Origin of the sequence: Enterobacter cloacae complex sp. 370H10 (genome assembly GCF_050031535.1) — a bacterium.
Taxonomy (GTDB): Bacteria; Pseudomonadota; Gammaproteobacteria; order Enterobacterales; family Enterobacteriaceae; genus Enterobacter; species Enterobacter intestinihominis.
Map to the genome: position 1 here is coordinate 3,791,345 of NZ_JBLGWG010000001.1, position 22,906 is coordinate 3,814,250.

Below are 22,906 nucleotides of genomic sequence, written 5' to 3' on the forward strand. Positions count from 1 at the left end.
CCTTCCCCCATTAGACAGAAGGGAGATTATCTGTGGCCGTTCATTTGCTTATCGTCGATGCACTTAACCTGATTCGCCGTATTCACGCGGTACAGGGCACCCCCTGCAAGGACACCTGTTTACACGCGCTGGAGCAGCTCATTCGCCATAGCGAACCCACCCACGCTGTTGCCGTATTCGACGATGAAGCACGCAATACCGGCTGGCGGCACCAGCGCCTGCCGGACTACAAAGCCGGGCGTGCGCCGATGCCGGACGATCTGCACGCCGAAATGCCCGTTATACGCACGGCCTTTGAACAGCGCGGCGTTCCGTGCTGGGGCGCACACGGTAATGAGGCTGACGATTTAGCCGCAACGCTGGCGGTTAAAGTCGCGAGCGCCGGGCATCAGGCGACTATCGTTTCAACCGACAAAGGCTACTGCCAGCTGCTCTCTCCAACGGTCCGCATCCGCGACTACTTTCAAAAACGCTGGCTGGACGCACCATTTATTGCCAGCGAGTTTGGCGTATCGCCTGAGCAATTGCCGGATTACTGGGGGCTGGCGGGGATCAGCAGCTCCAGAGTGCCGGGTGTCGCCGGTATTGGACCCAAAAGTGCCGCACAGCTGCTGACGGAGTTTCAGAATCTGGAAGGGATTTACGCAAGGCTTGAGGAAGTGCCGGAAAAATGGCGCAAGAAGCTGGAGGCGAATAAAGAGATGGCGTTTATCTGCCGGGAAATCGCAACGCTACAGACGGATTTACAGCTGGACGGGAATTTACAGCAGTTAAGGTTAGAACGTTAAAACAACTACACGATTTTGTAGGCCCGGTAAGCACAGCGCCACCGGGCGTTACAAACGTTATCGCTCGTCGCGACGCCCACCCACGGCCGCCCACCAGCGACGGATATGCACCGTCACTTCTTCACGGTCGTGATACAGCTGACGCGCCTGGATTTCCGCGTTAATCCCGTGTTCGTCCAGTTGCTGCTGAATATAAGCCAGGTTCTGCGACACCTCTTCGTAACGCTTTTTCATCGGCAGCTTGAGGTTGAAAATCGTCTCACGACACCAGCCGTTCACCAGCCAGGAGGCCATCAGCGCCGCGACTTTCGCCGGTTTTTCTACCATGTCGCACACCATCCAGGAGATGTTGTTACGGGTAGGACGGTAGCGGAAACCATCTTCACGCAGCCAGGTGACCTGCCCGGTGTCCATCAGGCTTTGCGCCATCGGGCCGTTATCCACAGACGAAACCCACATGTTGCGTTTCACCAGCTGATAGGTCCAGCCGCCCGGGCACGCGCCAAGATCGACGGCATACATGCCGTTTGCCAGACGTTCGTCCCACTCGTCCGCCGGGATAAAGACGTGGAACGCCTCTTCCAGCTTCAGGGTTGAACGGCTCGGCGCGTCTGACGGGAAGCGCAGACGCGGGATCCCCATAAAGAACGGCGAGTTATTGGTGGTATACGAGTAGCCGGTGTAGCAACATCCTGGCGCTATAAAGAAGATATGCACGACTGGACGCTTTGGCGTTTCGTAGTTTGTCAGCACACCCGCATCACGCAGTGCCGCGCGGAGCGGCACGGTAAACTTACGGCAGAACTTCATCAGCTCTTTGCTTTCATTGGTGTCAGCCACTTCCACGCGCAAATCGCCGCCCTTCTCCACCACGCCCTGCAACAGGCCAACAATCGGCGTGATGCGATCTTCCGGCGGAAGATCTTTCAGCAGTTCGCCCGCGACAAACATCTGACGGGCGAAAATCAGCGAGCTGAACGGCAGTTCGCGCGCCAGCTTGTCGGCATCATCAGGCTGATAGCATTCAAATACCACATAGCCCGCGTTCTCTTTGACGCGAGCGAATCCGAAGACTTCACGCTTCGCCGCTTTATCGGTGATTTCCGCGGCGCACTCTTTCTCAAACCCCGGGCGACAATATAAAACAACCTTATTCATGAACAACGCCCTTGCGTTTCAGACGGATAGCTCCGATAAACATTAAAACCCAACCCGCCAGGAAGCTGACGCCGCCGACAGGTGTAACAAACGCCCACAGGCGTAAATGCGACAGCGCCAGACAGTAGAGACTGCCGCTGAACAGTACGGTACCCAGCGCCAGAAAGACGCTGCTCCAGTAAAACCAAATGCTGATACGGCGCTGCATCGCCACCGCCAGCCCAAAAATTGCCAGCGTGTGGAACGCCTGATATTCAAGGCCGGTCTGGATCCAGCCCATCTCCACAACGCCCAAAGACTTGCTTAAGACATGCGCGCCAAACGCGCCCAGAGCTACAAAAATAAAGCCACTCACCGCGGCGAAAATCAGCATGAATCGGCTGGTCATGTTTAAGTCCTGAATTAATGCGTGCCCGGCACACAAACGTTATTGTTCATACCTGAAGCGGAATTTTTCTTGCTCGCTTGCCGCTTTCGCCAGTATCCACTGCCGGAAAGCGGCTATTTTACCCAGTTCTGCCTGACTGTCATGACAAACCAGATAAAATGCATTCTTGCTGACCAGTACATCGTTAAATGGGCAAACCAGACGGCCTGCCTCAATTTCGGACTGCGCCATGACGTTATTCGCTAATGCCACGCCCTGCCCGTGAATGGCAGCCTGTAACACCATCGCGCTGTGGCTAAAAATGGGCCCCTGCTGCACGTTTATATGATTAAGACCTAACTGGCGGGTATAAGTTTGCCAGTCGCGACGCGACGCATCGTGCAAAAGCGTGTGTTGCGCCAGATCGGCGGGCGTTTTGAGCGCTTTCTCCCCCGTCAGCAGCAGTGGTGAACAGACCGGCAGCAGATATTCTGCGTATAATTTTTCAACACGCAAGCCCGGCCAGTTACCACGACCGTAAAAAATCGCCACATCCACATCGTCTGCAAGCTTGTCTTCCTGACGGTCCACCGCCTGGATTCGGACATCGATTCCCGGATAAGTTGAGTTAAAGCTTGAGAGTCGCGGCACCAGCCACTGAATGGCAAAACTGGGCAATAAACTCACAGTCAGGGCGCCTTTTGCGCTCCGTGCCTGAAGCTTACGGGTGGCTTCCGTCAGCTGGGAGAAAATCTCTTTAATATCCTGAAAATAGCTCTGCCCTTCTTCGGTCAACAGCAACGAACGGTTGCGTCGACGGAACAGCTTAAGCCCCAGAAAATCCTCCAGAGACTTGATTTGATGACTTACTGCGGCCTGTGTCACAAAAAGCTCATCGGCTGCGCGGGTGAAGCTGAGGTGGCGTGCTGCTGCATCAAAAACACGTAATGCATTTAGGGGTGGCAATCGCTTGGACATGGTTATCTGGCTTAGATGTTAACGAGATTTAACATATAGGAAACAACGTTTAACCTATTAGTTTTTTTTATCTGAGCCATTATAATTTGTCCGTTGAGGAACTACCAGCAAATACCTATAGTGGCGGCACTTCCTGAGCCGGAACGAAAAGCTTTTTTTGGAATGCGTGTTCTGAAGGGCTTTTGGCTTACGGTTGTGATGTTGTGTTGTTGTGTTTGCAATTGGTCTGCGATTCAGACCACGGTAGCAACGCTACCAATTTTTCACTTCCTGTACATTTACCCTGTCTGTCCATAGTGATTAATGTAGCACCGCCAACTTGCGGTGCTTTTTTTTCGCTTATCTAACTGTTAATGCTCGATTTCTTTCATCTCTTTCACGTCACTGCGATTGATCTGCTGTTTGTTCCCGTTAGCATCTTTGTATGAAATCATCCCGGTATCATTATCGGTTGTCGGTTTCCCTTCAGAGACGATAGATCGACCATCGTTGGTATGCATTACGTAGTTATTTCCAGAACATGCGCTCAGGGCAAAGGTCAACGCACAGGCAGAAATGATTGCAGCTGTCTTTTTCATGATTATTCTCCTTTAGCAATTAATGCTATTCAAACCTCGATTTATAACAGGCTAAAACATCCGCCTAACACTATTTAGCATAACCTGCTTTTTCAGACTCGCCAGGATAAGCAGACAAATCTGATAGATATCAACTTCCTTGCCCTGCCGATAAATTTGCGCGACGATCGTAGAATCGATATGAGGAATTCCATGAACGCTTTCAGTCCTGCGCAGTTTCGCGCACAGTTTCCTGCGCTGGCCGATGCCGGCATTTATCTTGATAGCGCCGCCACGGCCCTTAAGCCGCAAGCGGTGATTGAGGCAACCCGCCAGTTTTACAGCCTGAGTGCCGGGAACGTGCATCGCAGCCAGTATGCCGACGCGCAGCGCTTAACGGCGCAATACGAAGCCGCACGGGATCAGGTCGCGCGCCTGATCAATGCTGACAGCGGTAAGAACATCGTCTGGACGCGGGGCACTACCGAGGCCATTAACATGGTGGCGCAATGTTACGCGCGTCCGCTGTTGCAGCCCGGGGATGAGATGATCGTCAGCGAGGCGGAACACCACGCCAACCTGGTGCCCTGGCTGATGGTGGCCGAACAAACCGGGGCACGGGTTGTAAAACTCCCGTTGGGTACAGACTTCCTGCCTGACGTGGCGCGTCTGCCTGAGCTGATTACGCCGCGCAGCCGTATTCTGGCGCTGGGGCAGATGTCCAACGTCACCGGCGGCTGTCCGGATCTGGCGCGCGCCATTGAGATTGCCCATGCCAGCGGCGTGGTGGTAATGGTCGACGGTGCGCAGGGTGTGGTGCATTTTCCGGCTGACGTTCAGGCGCTGGATATCGACTTCTATGCCTTCTCAGGGCATAAATTGTACGGGCCAACCGGTATCGGCGCGCTGTACGGCAAACCTGAACTGCTGGCCCGGATGACGCCGTGGCTCGGCGGCGGCAAGATGATTACCGAAGTCACCTTCGACGGTTTCAAAACGCAGGATGTGCCTTACCGCCTGGAAGCCGGTACGCCGAACGTGGCAGGGGTTATCGGTCTGAGCGCAGCGCTCGAATTTCTCGCAGATACGGACGTGGCTCAGGCTGAAAGCTGGAGCCGGGGCCTGGCGACGCTGGCAGAAGAAGAGCTTAAGAAACGCCCCGGGTTTCGCTCGTTCCGCGTCCAGGACTCCAGCCTGCTCGCCTTTGATTTTGCGGGTGTACACCATAGCGACATGGTGACGCTGCTTGCCGGATACGGCATTGCCCTGCGCGCAGGACAGCACTGCGCCCAGCCGCTGCTGGCGGCCATGGGGGTGAGCGGTACCCTGCGCGCCTCGTTTGCACCGTACAACACAAAAAGTGACGTCGACGCGCTGGTTTCCGCCGTCGACCGCGCCCTGGAATTACTGGTGGATTAATGACAAGTTCAGCCTTAGCCGGGCATCCGTTCGGCACCGTTATCACTGAAGAGACGTTAAAACAGACCTTCGTCCCGCTCACGCAGTGGGAAGATAAATATCGTCAGTTGATCCTGCTGGGCAAACAGTTGCCCACGCTGTCAGACGAACTGAAATCGCAGGCGAAGGAGATAGCTGGCTGCGAGAACCGCGTCTGGCTTGGGTTTAGCATATCCGGTGAGAAACTGCATTTCTTCGGCGACAGCGAGGGACGCATTGTTCGCGGTCTGCTGGCGGTGCTGTTGACCGCAATCGAAGGGAAAAGCGCCGCAGAGCTGCTGGTGCATTCTCCGCTGGCGCTGTTTGATGAGCTGGGACTTCGCACGCAGCTTAGCGCCTCGCGCGGTCAGGGACTGATTGCGCTAAACGACGCGGTGCTGGATGCCGCCCGTCAGGCTCAGGCCTGACGTTCCGCCTTCGCCATCATCTTCTTCAGGGCGTGAGAGACCGCCACAAAGCCGAAGGAGGCGGTCACCATGGTGGCCGCTCCAAACCCTGAGGCACAATCCATCCGCTTTGGCCCTTCCGCTGTGCTTTTCATTGCACAGACCGAACCATCCGCCTGCGGATAAACCAGCGCTTCTGTCGAGAACACACAGTCCACGCCCAGCTTGCCTTTACTGTTCTTCACCACGTTGAAGTCGCTTTTTAAGCGCTCGCGCAGCTTAGCAGCCAGTGGATCCTGAATGGTTTTCGCCAGATCTGCCACCTGGATCTGCGTCGGATCAATTTGTCCACCCGCGCCGCCCGTTGTCACCAGCGGCACCTTGTAACGACGACAGTAAGCGATCAGCGCCGCTTTTGGCCTCACGCTGTCGATGGCGTCAATCACATAGCTGTAGCCTTTGCTCATGTACTCCGCGACGTTATCTGCCGTCACAAAGTCGTCAATCACCGTTACGCGGCACTCCGGGTTGATGAGACGAATACGCTCCGCCATCACCTCGGACTTCGCCAGACCGACGTTATCACGCAGGGCGTGGATCTGACGGTTAGTGTTAGTGACGCAGACGTCATCCATATCAATCAACGTAATTGCGCCAATGCCGGTTCTCGCCAGCGCTTCTGCCGCCCACGAACCCACGCCACCAATGCCCACCACGCAGACATGCGCATCCGCGAACAGTTGCAGAGCTTTTTCACCGTATAACCGTGCCGTGCCGCCGAAACGCTGGCGCCAGGCATCGCTGATTACCACAGACATAAAACCTCAGATGTAAAAAGGGTGAGTTATTCCTCACCCTGAACCGTAATCCGTCTTGCGCTCAGAATACCACACTCAGCCGCTAAATACGTTCCCGGTACCCGGCGCTGTCTTCAGCACCCACACGCGCCCGTAGTGGTTATACCAGCCTGCACGGTGGCCGGCATCCGGGCCGATGCCCTGATAAATGTCGAAGTGCTGACCTTTAATCGCCCCGCCCACGTCCAGCGCCACCATCAGGCGTAATTCATACTTGCCGTTGAATTTGCCGTTGTTGTCGAGGAGAGGAACTTCCGCCAGCAGCGTGGTACCCGCCGGGATAATCGAACGATCCGATGCCACAGAAGCGCGGCCAATCAGCGGGACGGCGCTCGCCCCTTTCACCGGCGCAAAGTTCTGCGGTTTGAAGAAGACAAACGATGGATTCTGCTCAAGCAGCTCACGCACTTCCGCTTCGCTGTGTTTTTCGCCCCACTCGCGGATCGCCTGCATCGACATATCTTCTCGTTTCACTTCACCACGGTCGATGAGCACCTTACCGATGCTGCGATAGGCATGGCCGTTTTTCCCGGCATAGCTAAAGAAGTTCAGCGGCGAGCCGTCGCCAAAATCAATATAGCCGCTGCCCTGCACGTCCATGATGAAGTTATCCATCAGCGAGTTGCTGTAGGCCAGCACGTAATTTTCGCTAAGCGCACCGGCATAGATTTCAGCGCGGGACGGGAGACGACCGCGTTTTGGCGGCATGCGGTAAATCGGATACTGGAATTCGCCCTGACGCGTGTGTCGTGCCTGGACAACCGGGGTGTAGTAGCCGGTAAACTGAACGTTACCGTAGTTATCCGCCCCTTCCATCTGCCACGCGTCAATACCAAACTGGCGCATATTGCGCGTATCACCGCCAGCACGCAGCCAGTCCTGCACTGCACTATAAACGTTGTTCTGTGAGCCATACAGGCGCGGCGACGCTTTGCGGATCTGGTACACCTGCTCGGAGAAATCCCCGGCATTGATTGGAGCACCCACGGCATCTGGCTGGTTAACTAAAGAGAAAGGCTGGGATAACTTCCCGTCTTTATACTGTTGACCGCGATCGGTCGGTTTGGAAGAGCAGGCCGCAAGAATCGCTACCATTGCGCCTGTCATCAGATACTTCACCCAACGTCCTTTCATTATTTCTCGTCTTTTAGTTGCCCAATTCCGCGTGATGAAGATAACAAACCCATCGTGGTAATGAAATGCGATCGCCTTCCCTTTGGCAAATTCTGGACAAAAAATAGTCCAAAGTGGCTATTCCCGTTCATTTTGCATACAAAATAATGAATTATGCGAAAAAGGGGTTGCATCACAAACCTATCCGAGTATAGTGCGCTTCCACGGACGCGGGGTGGAGCAGCCTGGTAGCTCGTCGGGCTCATAACCCGAAGGTCGTCGGTTCAAATCCGGCCCCCGCAACCAATTAAAATTTGATGAAGTATCTTCTACGACTGTAGAAAGACGGACGCGGGGTGGAGCAGCCTGGTAGCTCGTCGGGCTCATAACCCGAAGGTCGTCGGTTCAAATCCGGCCCCCGCAACCAATCAAATTTGAAGAAGTAAGTTTCTACAAGTGTAGAAAGACGGACGCGGGGTGGAGCAGCCTGGTAGCTCGTCGGGCTCATAACCCGAAGGTCGTCGGTTCAAATCCGGCCCCCGCAACCAACACTTCTTAAAACAATAAACACCCTTAAGGGTGTTTTTTTGTATCTGCCGTTTGTGAAAGTGCCGGGCGAGATACCCGGCGTAATACCCTATCCCCGCCGCGCCAGCGTTTCCCCGTCTGAGAAATAGGCCCGAATACCCGCCAGAATCGACTCCGCCACTTCCTGCTGGAATTTAGCCGTCTTGAGCTTGCGTTCCTCTTGCACGTTACTGATAAACGCGGTTTCGACCAGAATGGACGGAATATCTGGCGCTTTCAGTACCGCAAATCCGGCCTGCTCGACGCTGTTTTTGTGCAGCTTGTTGACCCGGCCCAGTTTGCCCAGCACCGCTTTACCAAACTTCAGACTGTCGGTAATGGTCAGCGACTGCACCATATCAAACAGCGTATGGTCGACGTAACGATCCCCGCTTTTGCTCACGCCACCGATTAAATCCGAGGCGTTCTGCGTGTCCGCCAGGTATCTCGCGGCGGTACTGGTCGCCCCTTTCGTTGACAGGGCAAACACCGACGATCCGCTCGGCTGGCGGCTGGTGAAGGCGTCCGCATGAATAGAGACAAACAGATCCGCGCGCTGCTTCTGCGCTTTCGCCACGCGGACCTTCAGCGGGATAAAGACATCTTCGTTGCGCGTCATGTAGGCGCGCATATTGCCCTCTTTGTCGATTAACGCCTTCAGACGACGGGCAATTTGCAGCACCACATCTTTTTCACGGGTGTGATATTTCCCAACGGCGCCGGAATCTTCTCCGCCGTGGCCAGGATCGAGCATGATCACAATCGGACGATCGCGCCCCGCCCTGCCCGGCTTAGGACCACTTTGCGCAGGTGGGACCTGCCGCTGGAGATCGCCTTTGTTGTAATCTTCAAGTAACGCCAGGAGCGGATCCTGAATATCCGTTGCATTCGCCGGATAGAGATCCATTACCAGGCGCTCCTTAAAGGCGGCAACAGGCGCAAGGGCAAAGAGCTGCGGTTTCACGTTCTGCTTCAGCTCAAACACCATGCGCACGGTTTGCGGATCGAACTGCCCGACACGCGCCGATTTGATAAAAGGATCGTCGCCACGGATCTGCGCCGCCATGCCTTTAAGCACGGAGTTGAGATTCACACCTTCGAGATCAACCACCACACGTTCAGGATTGCTGAGGGCAAATTGTTTGTATTTCAGCACGCGGTTGGACTCGACCGTCACGCGCGTATAGGTCGACGACGGCCAGACGCGCACCGCGACTACCTGGCTTGTGGCGGCAAGACCCACCTGGCTGACGCTAAGCAACCACATCGCCCCGGCCCCTTTTAACAGGCGGCGGCGGCTTATTGCTGAATTGGATCCCGACATGCTTCTCCCGAGCAAGAAATCTGATTGATGAACAAAACGCCCAAATTGACCGAAAACTTTAACGAATGACGCATAAACTGTCATCTATAAAAGGGTAAACAATCATACGTTAACGCACGGATTACTTATTATTTTCTGTGTGTCGCAGAAAATTTTGGCTTGCACACGCGGCCATAATCGAATAAAAATACATAAATAACGAATAAACATTCATTAAGAGTTGTGTCATGGTTAAGGAACGCAGAACCGAACTGGTCCAGGGATTCCGCCATTCTGTTCCCTATATCAACACCCATCGGGGCAAAACCTTTGTCATCATGCTTGGCGGTGAAGCCATTGAGCATGAGAACTTTTCCAGTATCGTCAATGATATCGGCCTGCTGCACAGCCTCGGCATCCGTCTGGTGGTGGTGTATGGCGCACGTCCGCAAATCGAAGCCAACCTGGCCGCCCATCACCATGAGCCGATCTACCACAAACATACCCGCGTGACGGATGCGAAAACCCTCGAACTGGTCAAACAGGCGGCGGGTCTGTTGCAGCTCGATATCACCGCCCGCCTGTCGATGAGCCTGAGTAATACGCCGCTGCAGGGCGCGCACATCAACGTGGTGAGCGGCAACTTTATCATCGCTCAGCCGCTCGGCGTGGACGATGGCGTGGATTACTGCCACAGCGGCCGCATCCGGCGCATTGATGAAGAAGCCATTCACCGCCAGTTAGACAATGGCGCGATCGTCCTGATGGGACCCGTTGCCGTTTCCGTAACGGGTGAAAGTTTTAATCTGACCTCGGAAGAGATTGCCACCCAGCTGGCCATCAAGCTGAAAGCGGAAAAAATGATCGGCTTTTGCTCCTCACAGGGTGTCGTGAACGATGAGGGCGTGATTGTGCCAGAACTTTTTCCGAATGAAGCCCAGGCGCGCGTCGAAGCGCTGGAAGCACAAGGCGATTACTATTCCGGTACCGTGCGTTTTCTGCGCGGCGCCGTCAAAGCGTGCCGCAGCGGGGTACGCCGCAGCCACCTGATCAGCTATCAGGAAGACGGCGCGCTGTTGCAGGAACTGTTCTCCCGGGACGGGATCGGTACGCAGATCGTAATGGAGAGCGCCGAGCAGATCCGCCGTGCCACCATCAATGACATCGGCGGCATTCTGGAGCTGATCCGTCCGCTGGAACAACAGGGCATTCTGGTTCGCCGCTCCCGCGAGCAGCTGGAGATGGAGATCGACAAGTTCACCATCATCCAGCGAGATAACCTGACCATTGCCTGTGCGGCGCTTTATCCGTTCCCGGAAGAGCAGATTGGCGAAATGGCGTGCGTTGCCGTGCACCCGGATTACCGTAGCTCCTCGCGGGGGGAACTGCTGCTTGAACGCGTGGCGGCACAGGCGCGCCAGATGGGTCTGAGCAAGCTGTTCGTGCTCACCACGCGCAGCATTCACTGGTTCCAGGAGCGCGGCTTCACGCCGGTGGATATTGATTCTCTGCCGGAAAGTAAGAAAGAGATGTACAACTACCAGCGCCGCTCGAAGGTGTTAATGGCGGACCTGGGATGACAATCACCCTCTCCTGTCGGAGAGGGTGATTACTCAGACAGATTCAAAAATCGCGCTTAATCCGCTTCTGCGCTCGGTGCGAGTGGCAATCGCCTGTCCCAGCACGCGTTCATCCGCATACAGCGAAAGACGCTGGCGCGCACGGGTAACGGCGGTGTAGACCAACTCACGGGTTACGACCGGCGAAAGCTGTGTCGGCAGGATCAGCGCCGCATGGTTGAACTCTGAGCCCTGAGACTTGTGTACCGTCATCGCCCATGCCGTTTCATGCTCTGGCAGACGGCTGGGCTGGACGGACTTCACGCTGCCGTCCGGTAGCTGGAACCAGACGCGCAAACCGTTACCGCGATCGAGCGCAATACCGATATCCCCGTTGAACAGCCCCAGCGTACTGTCGTTGCGGGAGATCATCACTGGCCGGCCTTCATACCATCGCGAATGCTGCTGACGGTTAATTTTGCGTTTCTGCACGAGCAGCTGCTCCAGCCTGTCGTTCAGGCCCGCAACGCCGAACGGCCCTTCCCGCAATGCGCACAGAAGCTGGTATTCGCCAAATGCGGCAATGACCTGCCCGGGCTGACTGCGCTGCTGCACGCAGCTCAGAAAACGCTGGTATCCATGGAGAGCCTCCTCAAGCATAGCCTGATACTCTTCCCCGCTTTGCAGCGATTTCTTTTCAATGTCAGTGAAAGAGCCGTCAAACACCGTGCGCGTGGCATGCCGATCGCCACGGTTGACCGCCGCAGCCAGCTGGCCGATGCCGGAGTCGCTACCGAAACGGTAGCTTTTTTGCAGCAGGCACAGGCTGTCACGCAGTGCGCCTGCGACCGGCGAGTGATCGGGTTCAAGCGAGCAGCCGGTCAGGCGGGCAAGCTCCTGCGCCCGCGCGGCGGTATAACCGTAGCTGGCGTAGGTACAGATATCCCCCAGTACCGCCCCGGCTTCCACGGAGGCGAGCTGGTCGCGATCGCCCAGGAAAACCACGCGCGCATGCGGCGGCAGAGCATCGATCAGGCGCGACATCATGGTCAGGTCAATCATGGAGGCTTCATCCACCACCAGCACGTCCAGATGCAGCGGATTACCCGCATGGTAGCGCAGCCGCTGGCTACCCGGCTGCGCGCCGAGCAGACGGTGCAGGGTACTCGCTTCACCCGGGAAAAGCGCAAGCTGCTCCTGAGTGAGCGGCAGCTGTTGCATCGCACCGCCCAGTGATTCGGTCAGTCGCGCCGCTGCTTTCCCGGTGGGCGCCGCCAGACGAATACGACATCGCTGCTCGCCTGATAGCTGGATCAGGGCTGCCAGCAGCTTTGCGACGGTCGTGGTTTTCCCGGTCCCCGGGCCACCTGAAATCACCGAAATCCGCCGCGTCAGGGCGACGGCCGCCGCCACTTTCTGCCAGTCTGTAGGCTCACCGGAGTCAAACAGCCTGTCCAGTGTCTGGCGAAGCTGCGCTTCGTCGCAGGGAAGCGGCGCGTTGGTCTCACTAAAGAAACGCGCTACCGTCAGTTCGTTTCGCCACAGACGGTTCAGATATAAGCGCTCCCCCGTCAGGATCAGCGGCGCCTGGTTTTCTCCCGGCCCGACGGCCGACGATTCGCGCAAAATTTTCTGCCAGTCCACCCTCTCCCCCAGCAGCGCAAAGCAGGACTGGAGGACAGGCGGCATTTTCTCGTCAACAACCAGACGCGAGAGCGGCAGACACACATGCCCCTCTCCGGCGTCTTTACTCAATAGGGCAGCGGCAAGCATCACGGCGGGCTGGTCAGCGGCAATCATCATGGCAAACTGCACATCCAGCTGACGCAGCACGCGTTGCTCTACCGCTTCCAGCAATAAGTCCTGCATCGTCATGCCATCTCCTCCGTGTTTGCTGCAAACAGGTTATCCATTTTATTAATCAATTCCGCATCCGGACGGGTGCTGAAGATCCCGGAGCGCGGATCGGCAGCGTCGACCCCGCGCAAGAAGAGGTAGATGACGCCACCAAAATGATCGTCGTAGCGGTAATCCGCAATACGGTGGCGCAAATAGCGGTGCAGCGCTAGCGTGTAGAGCTGATATTGCAGATCGTAGCGATGCATTTGCATGGCTGCCGCCATCGCCTGCTGGGTATAGGCTTCGCTGTTCTCGCCCAGCCAGTTCGATTTGTAATCCAGCAGGTAGTACCGTCCTTCGTGACGGAAGACCAGGTCGATAAAGCCTTTCAGCATGCCCTGCACTTGACGGAAGTTCAGCGGCGGGCAACCGGCTGAGAGCGGATCGTACTGACGGATAAGCGCATCGAGCGCGTCGGCCTTAAGCGGGCCTGCGACAGGCAGATAAAACTCCATCTCAACCTGTTTATTTCTGGCCGTTAGCTGACGAAGAGCGAAGCCCTGCTCAGTCAGCGGCGCCTGCAAAATGGCGTTGATCCAGTCAGTGAGAACGGGCTGCCAGTGCGCGTCATAGCCCCCGCTCTGTAACATCTTCAGCACCCACTCCTCACTGACAGGCTGAGTAAAATCAAGCTCTTCAAAGAGGCTGTGCAAAAAGGTGCCCGGCGACGCGCCGCGTGGGAACTGATGCGGAGTTAACGTCGGTTCAACCGGAATATCACCCACCCCTGCGGCATCCACGTCCAGCTTCGGCATGAGATCCAGCGCAATACTTTGCCCGTGCTGTTGCAGGCCAGAATAGCTGGTGACGCGCCAGTCGTCGGCAAGCACCCGCGTGATCTGGCGCGCATTAAGGTCGGTCGCGGGCTCTTGCGCCATTTGCCAGCGGCTATTGTCTGGCAGAGACGGGATATGCAGTGCGATATCGTCACCGCAGAGCGACTCAATGCAGAGGCGCAACCCCGCCGCATCTTTCGGCTCGCCACGCTGAATAAGCCGCCCTAACGCGCTTAAATGGAAATCGCTTTCCCCTGTTTTCTCCCCGCGACGGCGGAAAACCGGGGCGACGCCCAGGCTGCAATGCCAGACAGAACGGGTCAGCGCCACGTAAAGCAGGCGCAAATCCTCCGCCAGACGCTCCGCTTCTGCCAGTTCAACGCTGGTCTCCGCCTTGCTGAGATCGAGCACCGCATCGAAAGTCTCGCGGTCATGGTAAAAGGCCTGATCCTGAACCCGGTAGTTCGCGATGAAAGGCAGCCAGACCAGCGGATATTCGAGACCTTTGGATTTGTGAATGGTGACGATTTGCACCAGATGCTTATCGCTCTCAAGACGCATCTGCTGGCTTGAAGAGTTACTGTTTGGATCCGCGATTTGCTGCGCCAGCCAACGCACAAGGGCATGTTCACTTTCAAGCTGGGTACCCGCTTCCTGTAACAGTTCGCTGATGTGTAAAATATCGGTCAGACGCCTTTCACCGCCGGATGTCGCCAGCATATTTTCGGCAATCTGACGCCGTGTCATCAGCTCGCGCAGCATCGCCATGACGCCGCGCTTTTGCCAGCGTTCACGGTAATGGACAAACTCTTCTACCACCGCATCCCATGCGTTTTCGTCATGGTTGAGTTCATCAATATCCCGTGCGTTCAACCCCAGCATAGAACTGGCCAGCGCGCTTCGAAGCGTATTTTCGCGCTCCGGCGCCAACACCGCCTGAAGCAACCAGAGCATTTCCTGGGCTTCCAGCGTGTCGAACACGCTGTCGCGGTTAGAGAGATACACTGACGGAATATCCAGCAACGTTAGCGCATCGCGGATTAACGCCGCTTCCTGACGACTGCGCACCAGCACGGTAATATCAGAGGCTTTAACAGGATTTGCCTGTTCCCCCTTCCACAGCAGCGCCTCGCCGCGGTTGCCTGCGCTCAGCCAGTCACGGATTTGCGCGGCGCAGTGCTGGGCCATCGCCGCCTGATAGTCAGCAACGCCATAGCCTTCCCCTTCAAGCAGCCAGAAGGTCATGGCGGGCTGCTCCGCGCCACTGACTTCGAAGCGCAGGGATGCGTTTTTTGGGGCGGATTTCACCGGCAGGAAAGGGATTTCATTGAACATGAACGCCGTCTCCATACGGCTGAACAGCGCATTGACGCTCTCAACCATCCCCGGAGCGGAACGCCAGTTGGTGTCTAACGTGTAATGCGCGACAACCTCACTACGGGCTTTCATATAGGTGAAGATATCTGCCCCACGGAAGGCGTAAATGGCCTGTTTAGGGTCGCCTATCAGCAGCAGGGCAGTGTCGGGCTGCTGTCGCCAGATGCGGCGAAAAATGCGGTACTGCTGGGGGTCGGTGTCCTGAAATTCGTCAATCATCGCCACCGGAAAACGGGTACGGATCGCGCTGGCGAGCGCTTCACCATTCTCGCTGGACAGGGCTTCGTCCAGGCGGCTCAGCATGTCATCAAACCCCAGCTCGCCCCGGCGACGTTTTTCGCGCGCGACGGCCTGGCGGATCTCCGTCATGGCGCGGGTGATCATCAGATCATTGAGCGTTAATGGCTCCGCAAGCAGCGCTTCAATCGCCACAAACAGGGGATGCTCAGGCACAATGCCGTCGGCTTTGGTTCGCTCGGTCAAAAAGCGCTGCGAAAATTTTTCCAGTGCGTCCGGAAGCTGGTAGCCCCGCGTCTCCTCCTGGGCCCAGGCGCTGATCTTTTCGATCCACTTCCCCTGGTTCCCACGGTTGAACTTGCGTCTGTCAATGCCTGAGTTTTCGATGATTGCATCAATTTCACCAACCGACTCATTCCACTTCTGCTTAAGCGCGGTAATTTTGGCGACGATCTTTTCATGGCGCGAGGCCAGCGTTTCATCGGCAGGCGGAGGAGATTTAATGACCGGCGCTTCGCCTTGCAGGTAACGGTCGATGGCGCGAAGAAGCTCTTCCGGACCTTTCCACAGGGCGTGAACCGCTTCAGCAATGTCGCGCTGCAACGGATAACAGTGACGACGCCAGAAATCCGCACAGGCCTGATAGCGAAGCTCGGATTCATCTTCAATAAGCTGCTGCTCAAAGAGCATGCCGGATTCAAACGCATTCAGGCTCAGCATGCGCTGACAAAAACCGTGAATGGTGAAGACGGACGCTTCATCCATTTGCCGTTCGGCCAGCAGCAGCCATTGCGCAGCCTGTTGCTTATCCGCAATCTCGTCCAGCAGGCTCGCATAGAGGGGGTTATCCGTCGTCTGACGCAGACAGGCGATGCGCAGCTCATGAATGTTGCTGCGAATACGGCCACGCAGCTCGGCAGTGGCCGCTTCGGTGAAGGTTACCACCAGCAGCTCTTCCACGCTTAACGGGCGCGAAAAAGCGGCGTTGCCGCCGAGCCCCAACAGCAGACGCAGATAGAGCGCGGCGATGGTATAGGTTTTTCCCGTTCCCGCTGAGGCCTCAATCAGTCGCTCACCCTGTAGAGGTAAACTTAGGGGATCAAGCGGCTCAGCGGTATGGGTCATTCTTTCTTACTCCAGGGCATAGTTTGTTGCAGCGCGCTGACGCTCTTCCAGACGGTCCACTCTTTTGATTTTACGTAGTCCGTTTTCCCGTTCTGGCTGCCAGAAACCTGAGACAGGATGGCCATACCCTGCGGTTTAACTACCGCCTGATGGAAGAAATCGGCAACTTTTTGTGGCGTCAGCTGTTTTATTTCGGCCACTATTTTATCACGCGAATCAAATTTCATATTACCGCGATCAAAATCTTTGCTCAGCTGCGAGGCCTCTTCACCCAGCGTCTGCGGCGGTTGCATCACCTGGGCGATAACCGCCTGCTGGATCTGGGCAAACTCTTCCGGCTTCATGGCGCGCAGTTTTGCTTCCGCCTGCGGGAAGAATGCCTGATAACGTTGCCACAGGTAAGCAGGTTGTTTGTCGCTGCTTTGCAGAAGGAAGCCCAACCCCCACTGACGGCCCACATTCATCGAGAAAGCGAATACCGCATAACCCAGCTGCTCTTCGGTGCGCACCTGGTTGTAAAACCACGGCTGAATAATTTGACCGAGCACCGCACTCTGGGCAGAGCTGGTAAATTCGTCATATCCGACAGGGACAAACACCGCGGCCAGCGCGGAATCCGTGCTGCTTCCCGCTTTTTCGAAGATCGCATTCTGCTTTTTCTCTACCAGCACATCCTGGTTACGGCACCACTCATCGCCTTTTGAACCCAGTTGCGCACGCACGTTTTGTGCCAGCGTTTTAGCCTGATCTTCGCTCATGTTCCCTACAACCAGGAACTCCGGACGGGTATTGGTTTTCAGCGAATCACGGTAAGCCAGCACCTCTTTTAAGGTGACTGAGGGCAATAACGCGCGGCGATCTTCGCGCTGGAAATAAGGAATTTGGGACAACATCTGTGCTGGCATAATCGCCTGATCGTAGGCTTTACCCTTCTCGGCAGAATCCATCATCTGGGCATACCAGGACTTAGCCTGCTCGAGCTGTTCTTCCGTAGGCGTATAGCTGAAATAACCGTCCAGCAGCGCCTGGAACAGCTGCGGCAAACGCTGGGTATAGCCGTTGGCATTCACCATCAGACCGTTATTGGCATTGGTGGAGAAACTGATACCGCCAACGGCAGCCTGGTTGCTGAGCTGATCGAGGGCAATACCGGCCAGATAATCGTTAAGCGCAAACAGCACCTGGTTTCTGGCGCTGTCCATTGCTTTAGGATTACGCAGCACTACGCTGACATCCGCTTTTGGCTCGTCGCCGAAATAGCGGCTTGGGGTGTAGACCACGCGCAGCGTCGGCTCATCAACAATCAGCTCCGGATGCGGATAGGCCTTTGCGGGTTTGATCAGCGAGAAATCGTCCGGGATGTAGGGGTTAAGCTCCGGTAACTTCAGCGCAATTTCCCCCGCCTTTTTCTGCCAGCCCGCGAAGGTCTGTTCGCTGATTTTTTCAACCTGATACGGGGCATCAACGAAGTAGGCCATTTTGTTATGCGGTTCGTTCGGGCTGATATACCAGACGCGGGCATTCTGCGGAGTCATCATCGCCAGACGCGCTTTGAGCGCCCCGGCGTCATACTGATCGGCAATATTTACCGCATCCAGCGTATGTTCCACCGGCACGCGGATCATGGTATCTGCCAGCCACTCGACGTAGTCCATATCACGCGTAATAGAGGGATAGCGGAAATCGAGATCCAGCACGTGCGCCAGCTCGTCGAAGTAGCGTTTATCGACGCCTTTGTCGCGCAGCAGAGAGAGATAACTGAAAATGGCCGCAACGACGTCGTCACGGTGAGCCAGCCCTTTATCGGTCAGCGTCGCGGAGATGGCCAGCACGCCGCTATTCCCGTTTACTACGGGATCGGAGTCAGCGCGAATACCTTCCACCAGCCCCTGCTTTTGCAGCCAGTCGGAGAGCGTACCCGGGCTGCGGTTACCGATAAGATAAGTCACCAGCTCGTCGGTTTTGCTGCGGAACTGCGCCGTGTTGTTATCAATACGGAATTCAACGCGTAACACCTTGCGCGGCAAGGCCGGCACATAGTGAATAACAATGCCTTTTTGCGCGTCCGTGACAACCGGCACGTTAATCTGCGGCAGATCGATATTTTTATTTGGCACCCTGCCATAGGTCTGCGCAGCCATGTTTGCCAGCGTCGGCAACGGTTTATTGCTGTAGATAACCGCTTTCATCAGATTGGCGGAATAGTATTTTTCACGAAACGCATGCAGCGCATCGAGCACCGGGCTACCCGGCTTGTCGCTCAGCGTTTCAAGGTTGCCGCCTGAGAAGCGCGAACCCGGGTGCGCCGGATTGATGGTTTCAGCGCTAACCTGCGCCATGCGCATACCGTCTCGCGTGCGCGCCATCGTCAGTTCGGCGTTTACGGCGTTGCGTTCCCGGTCAGCATATTTTTTATCCAGCAGCGGTGCGGCTATGGCATCCGCCAGACGGTCCACCGCCCCGTCAAGCGCATCATTTTCCACTTCCAGGTAAAACGCGGTACGATACGGCGCAGTGCTGGCGTTGTGGCTGCCGCCATGCATTTTCAGAAATTCGGACAGGCTGTCAGGCTGTGGGTATTTTTTAGACCCCATCAGCGTCATGTGCTCAAGGTAGTGCGCCAGTCCCGGATGGGCGTCAGGATCTTCCAGCGATCCGACCGGCACAACCAGTGCGGAGAGCGATTTAACCGCCTGAGGATCGGAAACCAGCAGCACGGTCATCCCGTTATCAAGACGAATCGCCTGATACTGACGGGTGTCCTTATCGCTCTTACGGATTGTTTCCTGGACAGGTTGCCAACCGGAATCGGCCTGAGTGACGGGAGCCCAAAGGGCGATAAACAAAACAAACGCTTTGAACAAGGTGCTGCCTGGCATTACGACCTCTTTATCACGGCTACATCATTAACAACGTGCGTGCTGGACACGCCAGCATCTCTTTCTTTGGGTACATCAGTCCGTGATAAGAGGTGCATCATAAATGAACACCCCGTGCTGTGCAATTTTTATACAGCACTCAGGACTGCTTAAATTTGAACAACGGTAACAGGTAGCGTTGCGCCTCTTCCGTGATAATGTCGAAATATTCTGGCTCCAGCGTTCGCCATAAACGTTGATACCAGACATCGTCGCCCTCGCCACGTACCATCATGTTCCCTTCGTAGGCCTGCAAAAACTTGCTGCGCGCTTTCTGGAGCGAAGCCTCATCCGTTAACATGGCATCATTCTGCGCGTCGTAACAGGCTTTTATCCATGCCCCCCCACTTTCAGGCAGCAAAAGCAGAGGCTTGTTCATGCCCTGACGATAACCTTCAATATAAAGCGACAGATACGTCAACGCCTGCTCAGGCTCCATCGGCGGGAAGCGCCACTCGCCGTCCTTACGTACAAACAACCGGCTTTCGCCTTCGTGACCACTCGCACTGTAGACAAGATGTTCGAGCCAGAGTTGCAGGCCATGTGAAACGCTGATCATAGATGGGCGCCAGCGTAGCAGCCCGTCAGACTGCACGTGCGTGAGCCAGCCGCTGAGGTGCATACCGTTACAATCGAGATCAATTTCAATGCTGCTCGCCGGTTGCCGACACGCGATAACCCGGTCAGCAAGCGCTTGCATCTCCTCACACTGGGCATCCCAGACGATTTCGCCGAACGCACCATACGGCAGTAATCCCGACGCCCTGTAACGTCGGAACAGTTTACTGGCGTCTTCTTCGTCAACCAGCGCATTCAAAAGCTGGGAATTAAGCTTAAAACGCTCCAGTCCATCAAGAATAAACGGTTCCGCATCAGGGATTTCGCTCTCTTCCGAGCGGAAGTTCACCTGCAAGCGTTGCTGGAAAAAAGCCCGAACCGGATGGGCCCAAAAGCGCTGCAGCTGCTCAAACGTAAGGGTGTCTATGGCGCGCGGTTCGAGCGCCTGAATGAAATCGGTTTGCGGTGTGCCCGCGTTCTTCGCAGCGGGAAGCCACTCGCGGGCGTAGCTTTGCAGTTCATCAGGAACGTAATTGACAGGATCAAACGGCATACGGCTATGGTGACAGGTAATATGCGCTTTCACCCGACGTTCGCTTTCGTCGCAGTTACAGGCCTCATCGCCCGGCAGATAGTGACTCTGCCCGATGTAGTCCACCAGCTCCTGCACCAGCACGGACGGGAAACGCTCGCTGTTGTCCTGAATTGAACGGCCGATATAGCTGATATAAAGCCTGCTTTGCGCAGACATCAGCGCCTCAAGGAAGAGATAACGGTCATCATCGCGGCGGCTGCGGTCGCCCCGCTTCGGCTGTGCGCTCATGAGATCAAAGCCCAGGGGTGGCAGCGCACGTGGATAAATACCGTCGTTCATGCCAAGCAGACAGACTACTTTGAACGGGATTGAACGCATCGGCATCAGGGTGCAGATATTCACCGGCCCAGCAAGGAAGCGCTGGCTGATGCGCTCCTGATCGAGACGTTGCGTCAGCTCATCACGCAGAAGCGAAAGGGGAACCGCCTCGTGATAGTGCGAATTAACCCCCTCATCAACGATGGCCTGCCACTGCTTCTCGATAAGCGCCATGGCGGCTTCCGTTTCGCTGTCCGGCAGGAAGAAGTCATTTAGCATTTCGCGGCAAATCGGCAGCCACTCTTCGAGTGGACGGGGCTGCATCAATGCACGGCGCCAGCGGTTGAGCTGCATCAGCAGCGAGGCTAAGTGACCAACCAGTTCCGCAATTAACCCACTGGACTCATCGTACGGCAGCACGCCATTCCATTCGCCGTGGATGCTCTCCATCGCATACCCCAGCAGCATACGCGTCAGGCCAAACTGCCAGGTATGCTGGCCAGTCGCGGGCAGCTCAAACTCCTGGACGTTATCATCGTCGATTCCCCAGCGGACGCCGGATTCGTTGACCCACTGGCGCAGGTAGCGCAAGCCCTCTTCGTTAATGCTGAAGCGTGCGGCCAGAACAGGCACATCCAGTAATGCCAGCACATCCTCAGAGATAAACCGGCTATCAGGCAGCGAAAGCAGGCTGATAAAGGCCTGTAGCGCCGGGTGTGACTGACGAGCACGGCGGTCAGAGATCGCGTAGGGAAGATAGCGGTCGCCCGTTGCGCTGCCAAATACAGCCTGAATAAACGGGCTGTAGCTGTCGATATCCGCCACCATCACCACGATATCGCGGGGTGTCAGGGTTGGGTCGTCCTGCAACATGGCCAACAGGCGGTCATGAAGAATTTCAACTTCACGCTGTGGGCTGTGGCAAACGTGGATCGCGATACTGCGATCGTCAGGATCCAGTTTTCGCTTCTTATCGCTTCGCGCAAACTCCTCGGCAGTGATCCCGGCCACGGCACGGTTTTCTAAATCCAGAATATCAAGCTGAATATTGTGCAGCAGGCTGTCCGGCGTAATATCCGCAAACGCGTCCACGTCCCCCTCTCCCGAGGAGGTGATATCTGAAAGCAGATAAATATAGTCGCGCCCCAGCTTGCCCCACGAGGCAAGTAGCGGGTTCGGCAGGTTCTGAATCCCCTCTTCATCGAAAAGCTGCGCCGCGTTTTCAGTGTCTTTAAACAGCGGCACGGCGCGTTCCTCAAAGAGGCGTTTACGCTGGCGGGTGACCAGCCGTGAAAGCCAGCGCGGATCCTGAATATCTCCCCAATAGTGCCGACATGGGTTGGTAAAGAGGATATGGATATCAATGTGCTTACCGAGCGCTTTTAGCGCGTTCAGGTAGACAGGCGGCAGCGCGGAGATACCGCAAATGAACACGCGTGACGGCAAACGGGCTGGCCGTTCTGCGGTGTTCTCAAGTGTTGAGATAAAGCGATCGTACAAGTTAGCACGGTGCCATTTAGGCTGACCGAGCTGCCCGGTATGCTCGACCAGCGCTTTCCAGAGCGGCGCCTGCCAGATTTGCGCTTCCGGTAACCCATCGACTAATTCTCCCGCTTCCCAGCGAATCAGCCATTCTGCGCGGTAAACCAGATACTGGTCATAGAGGTCAGCAGTGCGTGAGGCCAGCTGAAAAAGTTTGCGCTTGTCGGTGTCGTCATTCAGATAGTGGCGCAGCATGGCGAACTCATCATGCGCCAGCATGTCCGGCAGCAGCGTCATCAGTTTCCAGGCCATGCTTTGTTTGTTGAAGGCACTCTGCTCAGGAATATCCGGCAGGACGCGTACAAACATCTCCCAGATAAAGCTCGCGGGCAGCGGAAAATCGATATTCGCCGCAATGCCAAACTTCTGTGAAAGGGACATTTGTAGCCACTGCGCCATACCGGTGCTCTGCACCAGCACCATTTCTGGCTCAAAAGGATCGTCAAGACGCTCTTGCTCAACGATATATTCCATCAGTGCTTCCAGCACATCCAGACGATTTGAGTGGTAAACCCTTAGCATAAACGCTC

General features: G+C 56.0%; 15 protein-coding genes and 3 tRNA genes. 7 read left to right on the plus strand and 11 right to left on the minus strand.

Annotated elements, in window-relative coordinates:
• Window positions 1-32 precede the first annotated feature (32 nt).
• The gene (xni, locus tag ACQG2Q_RS18635; protein WP_063147436.1) at window positions 33-788 is read left to right on the plus strand and encodes a flap endonuclease Xni; all 756 of its coding nucleotides are present in this window, start codon (window positions 33-35) and stop codon (window positions 786-788) included.
• Between the two features lie 57 nt (window positions 789-845).
• Here xni and rlmM read toward each other — a convergent pair whose 3' ends face one another.
• The 4 genes from rlmM to ACQG2Q_RS18655 form a co-directional block, all read right to left on the minus strand.
• Complete coding sequence (gene rlmM, locus ACQG2Q_RS18640) at window positions 846-1,946, minus strand: 23S rRNA (cytidine(2498)-2'-O)-methyltransferase RlmM (RefSeq protein WP_022649221.1); 1,101 nt, start codon at window positions 1,944-1,946, stop codon at window positions 846-848.
• Window positions 1,939-2,334, minus strand: a complete 396-nt coding sequence (locus ACQG2Q_RS18645) for a DUF423 domain-containing protein (protein ID WP_003862756.1) — start codon at window positions 2,332-2,334, stop codon at window positions 1,939-1,941. Before ACQG2Q_RS18645 ends, rlmM begins: the two co-directional genes overlap by 8 nt.
• 39 nt (window positions 2,335-2,373) lie before the next feature.
• A complete protein-coding gene (gcvA, locus tag ACQG2Q_RS18650; protein WP_022649222.1) occupies window positions 2,374-3,291 on the minus strand; it encodes a glycine cleavage system transcriptional regulator GcvA in 918 nt (305 codons plus the stop codon).
• A gap of 350 nt (window positions 3,292-3,641) precedes the next feature.
• A complete protein-coding gene (locus ACQG2Q_RS18655) occupies window positions 3,642-3,869 on the minus strand; it encodes a YgdI/YgdR family lipoprotein (protein WP_015571738.1) in 228 nt (75 codons plus the stop codon).
• Between the two features lie 192 nt (window positions 3,870-4,061).
• Between ACQG2Q_RS18655 and csdA the strand changes: the two genes are divergently transcribed.
• Complete coding sequence (gene csdA, locus ACQG2Q_RS18660) at window positions 4,062-5,267, plus strand: cysteine desulfurase CsdA (protein ID WP_063849459.1); 1,206 nt, start codon at window positions 4,062-4,064, stop codon at window positions 5,265-5,267.
• Entirely contained in the window at window positions 5,267-5,713 is a 447-nt protein-coding gene (gene csdE, locus ACQG2Q_RS18665; RefSeq protein ID WP_023298505.1) for a cysteine desulfurase sulfur acceptor subunit CsdE, read from the plus strand. The genes csdA and csdE overlap by 1 nt, the downstream gene beginning before the upstream one ends.
• Here csdE and tcdA read toward each other — a convergent pair.
• Window positions 5,704-6,510 carry a tRNA cyclic N6-threonylcarbamoyladenosine(37) synthase TcdA gene (gene tcdA, locus ACQG2Q_RS18670; RefSeq protein ID WP_006811804.1) on the minus strand — a complete coding sequence of 269 codons (807 nt, stop codon included), beginning with the start codon at window positions 6,508-6,510 and terminating at the stop codon, window positions 5,704-5,706. The genes csdE and tcdA overlap by 10 nt on opposite strands.
• Before the next feature lie 75 nt (window positions 6,511-6,585).
• A complete protein-coding gene (gene mltA, locus ACQG2Q_RS18675) occupies window positions 6,586-7,683 on the minus strand; it encodes a murein transglycosylase A (protein WP_022649225.1) in 1,098 nt (365 codons plus the stop codon).
• A 208-nt stretch (window positions 7,684-7,891) separates the two neighbouring features.
• Between mltA and ACQG2Q_RS18680 the strand changes: the two genes are divergently transcribed.
• The 3 genes from ACQG2Q_RS18680 (at window position 7,892) to ACQG2Q_RS18690 (ending at window position 8,210) form a co-directional block, all read left to right on the plus strand.
• Window positions 7,892-7,968: transfer RNA gene (locus tag ACQG2Q_RS18680), tRNA-Met, on the plus strand.
• 44 nt (window positions 7,969-8,012) lie between these two features.
• Window positions 8,013-8,089: transfer RNA gene (locus ACQG2Q_RS18685), tRNA-Met, on the plus strand.
• A gap of 44 nt (window positions 8,090-8,133) precedes the next feature.
• Window positions 8,134-8,210, plus strand: a tRNA-Met gene (locus tag ACQG2Q_RS18690).
• Window positions 8,211-8,299: 89 nt separating this feature from the next.
• On the opposite strand, the gene amiC is transcribed toward ACQG2Q_RS18690, so the two are convergent.
• Complete coding sequence (gene amiC / locus ACQG2Q_RS18695) at window positions 8,300-9,553, minus strand: N-acetylmuramoyl-L-alanine amidase AmiC (RefSeq protein WP_022649226.1); 1,254 nt, start codon at window positions 9,551-9,553, stop codon at window positions 8,300-8,302.
• 227 nt (window positions 9,554-9,780) lie between these two features.
• Between amiC and argA the strand changes: the two genes are divergently transcribed.
• Window positions 9,781-11,112, plus strand: a complete 1,332-nt coding sequence (gene argA / locus ACQG2Q_RS18700) for an amino-acid N-acetyltransferase (RefSeq protein ID WP_022649227.1) — start codon at window positions 9,781-9,783, stop codon at window positions 11,110-11,112.
• A 33-nt stretch (window positions 11,113-11,145) separates the two neighbouring features.
• Here argA and recD read toward each other — a convergent pair whose 3' ends face one another.
• The 4 genes from recD to recC all read right to left on the minus strand — a co-directional run bounded on the left by recD (window position 11,146) and on the right by recC (window position 22,898).
• Window positions 11,146-12,966: an exodeoxyribonuclease V subunit alpha gene (gene recD, locus ACQG2Q_RS18705; RefSeq protein WP_058646258.1), complete on the minus strand. Its 1,821-nt coding sequence runs from the start codon at window positions 12,964-12,966 to the stop codon at window positions 11,146-11,148.
• Entirely contained in the window at window positions 12,963-16,505 is a 3,543-nt protein-coding gene (recB, locus tag ACQG2Q_RS18710; RefSeq protein WP_063849460.1) for an exodeoxyribonuclease V subunit beta, read from the minus strand. The genes recD and recB overlap by 4 nt, the downstream gene beginning before the upstream one ends.
• Window positions 16,502-19,384, minus strand: a complete 2,883-nt coding sequence (ptrA, locus tag ACQG2Q_RS18715; protein WP_063849461.1) for a pitrilysin — start codon at window positions 19,382-19,384, stop codon at window positions 16,502-16,504. The genes recB and ptrA overlap by 4 nt, the downstream gene beginning before the upstream one ends.
• 139 nt (window positions 19,385-19,523) lie before the next feature.
• Entirely contained in the window at window positions 19,524-22,898 is a 3,375-nt protein-coding gene (recC, locus tag ACQG2Q_RS18720) for an exodeoxyribonuclease V subunit gamma (RefSeq protein ID WP_063849462.1), read from the minus strand.
• Between the last annotated feature and the right edge of the window lie 8 nt (window positions 22,899-22,906).

Bases quoted from the DNA above. Each gene is read 5' to 3' on its own strand.
- rlmM (WP_022649221.1), bottom strand. From the start codon at position 1,946: ATGAATAAGGTTGTTTTATATTGTCGCCCGGGGTTTGAGAAAGAGTGC.
- ACQG2Q_RS18645 (WP_003862756.1), bottom strand. From the start codon at position 2,334: ATGACCAGCCGATTCATGCTGATTTTCGCCGCGGTGAGTGGCTTTATT.
- gcvA (WP_022649222.1), bottom strand. From the start codon at position 3,291: ATGTCCAAGCGATTGCCACCCCTAAATGCATTACGTGTTTTTGATGCA.
- ACQG2Q_RS18655 (WP_015571738.1), bottom strand. From the start codon at position 3,869: ATGAAAAAGACAGCTGCAATCATTTCTGCCTGTGCGTTGACCTTTGCC.
- csdA (WP_063849459.1), top strand. From the start codon at position 4,062: ATGAACGCTTTCAGTCCTGCGCAGTTTCGCGCACAGTTTCCTGCGCTG.
- csdE (WP_023298505.1), top strand. From the start codon at position 5,267: ATGACAAGTTCAGCCTTAGCCGGGCATCCGTTCGGCACCGTTATCACT.
- tcdA (WP_006811804.1), bottom strand. From the start codon at position 6,510: ATGTCTGTGGTAATCAGCGATGCCTGGCGCCAGCGTTTCGGCGGCACG.
- mltA (WP_022649225.1), bottom strand. From the start codon at position 7,683: ATGAAAGGACGTTGGGTGAAGTATCTGATGACAGGCGCAATGGTAGCG.
- amiC (WP_022649226.1), bottom strand. From the start codon at position 9,553: ATGTCGGGATCCAATTCAGCAATAAGCCGCCGCCGCCTGTTAAAAGGG.
- argA (WP_022649227.1), top strand. From the start codon at position 9,781: ATGGTTAAGGAACGCAGAACCGAACTGGTCCAGGGATTCCGCCATTCT.
- recD (WP_058646258.1), bottom strand. From the start codon at position 12,966: ATGACGATGCAGGACTTATTGCTGGAAGCGGTAGAGCAACGCGTGCTG.
- recB (WP_063849460.1), bottom strand. From the start codon at position 16,505: ATGACCCATACCGCTGAGCCGCTTGATCCCCTAAGTTTACCTCTACAG.
- ptrA (WP_063849461.1), bottom strand. From the start codon at position 19,384: ATGCCAGGCAGCACCTTGTTCAAAGCGTTTGTTTTGTTTATCGCCCTT.
- recC (WP_063849462.1), bottom strand. From the start codon at position 22,898: ATGCTAAGGGTTTACCACTCAAATCGTCTGGATGTGCTGGAAGCACTG.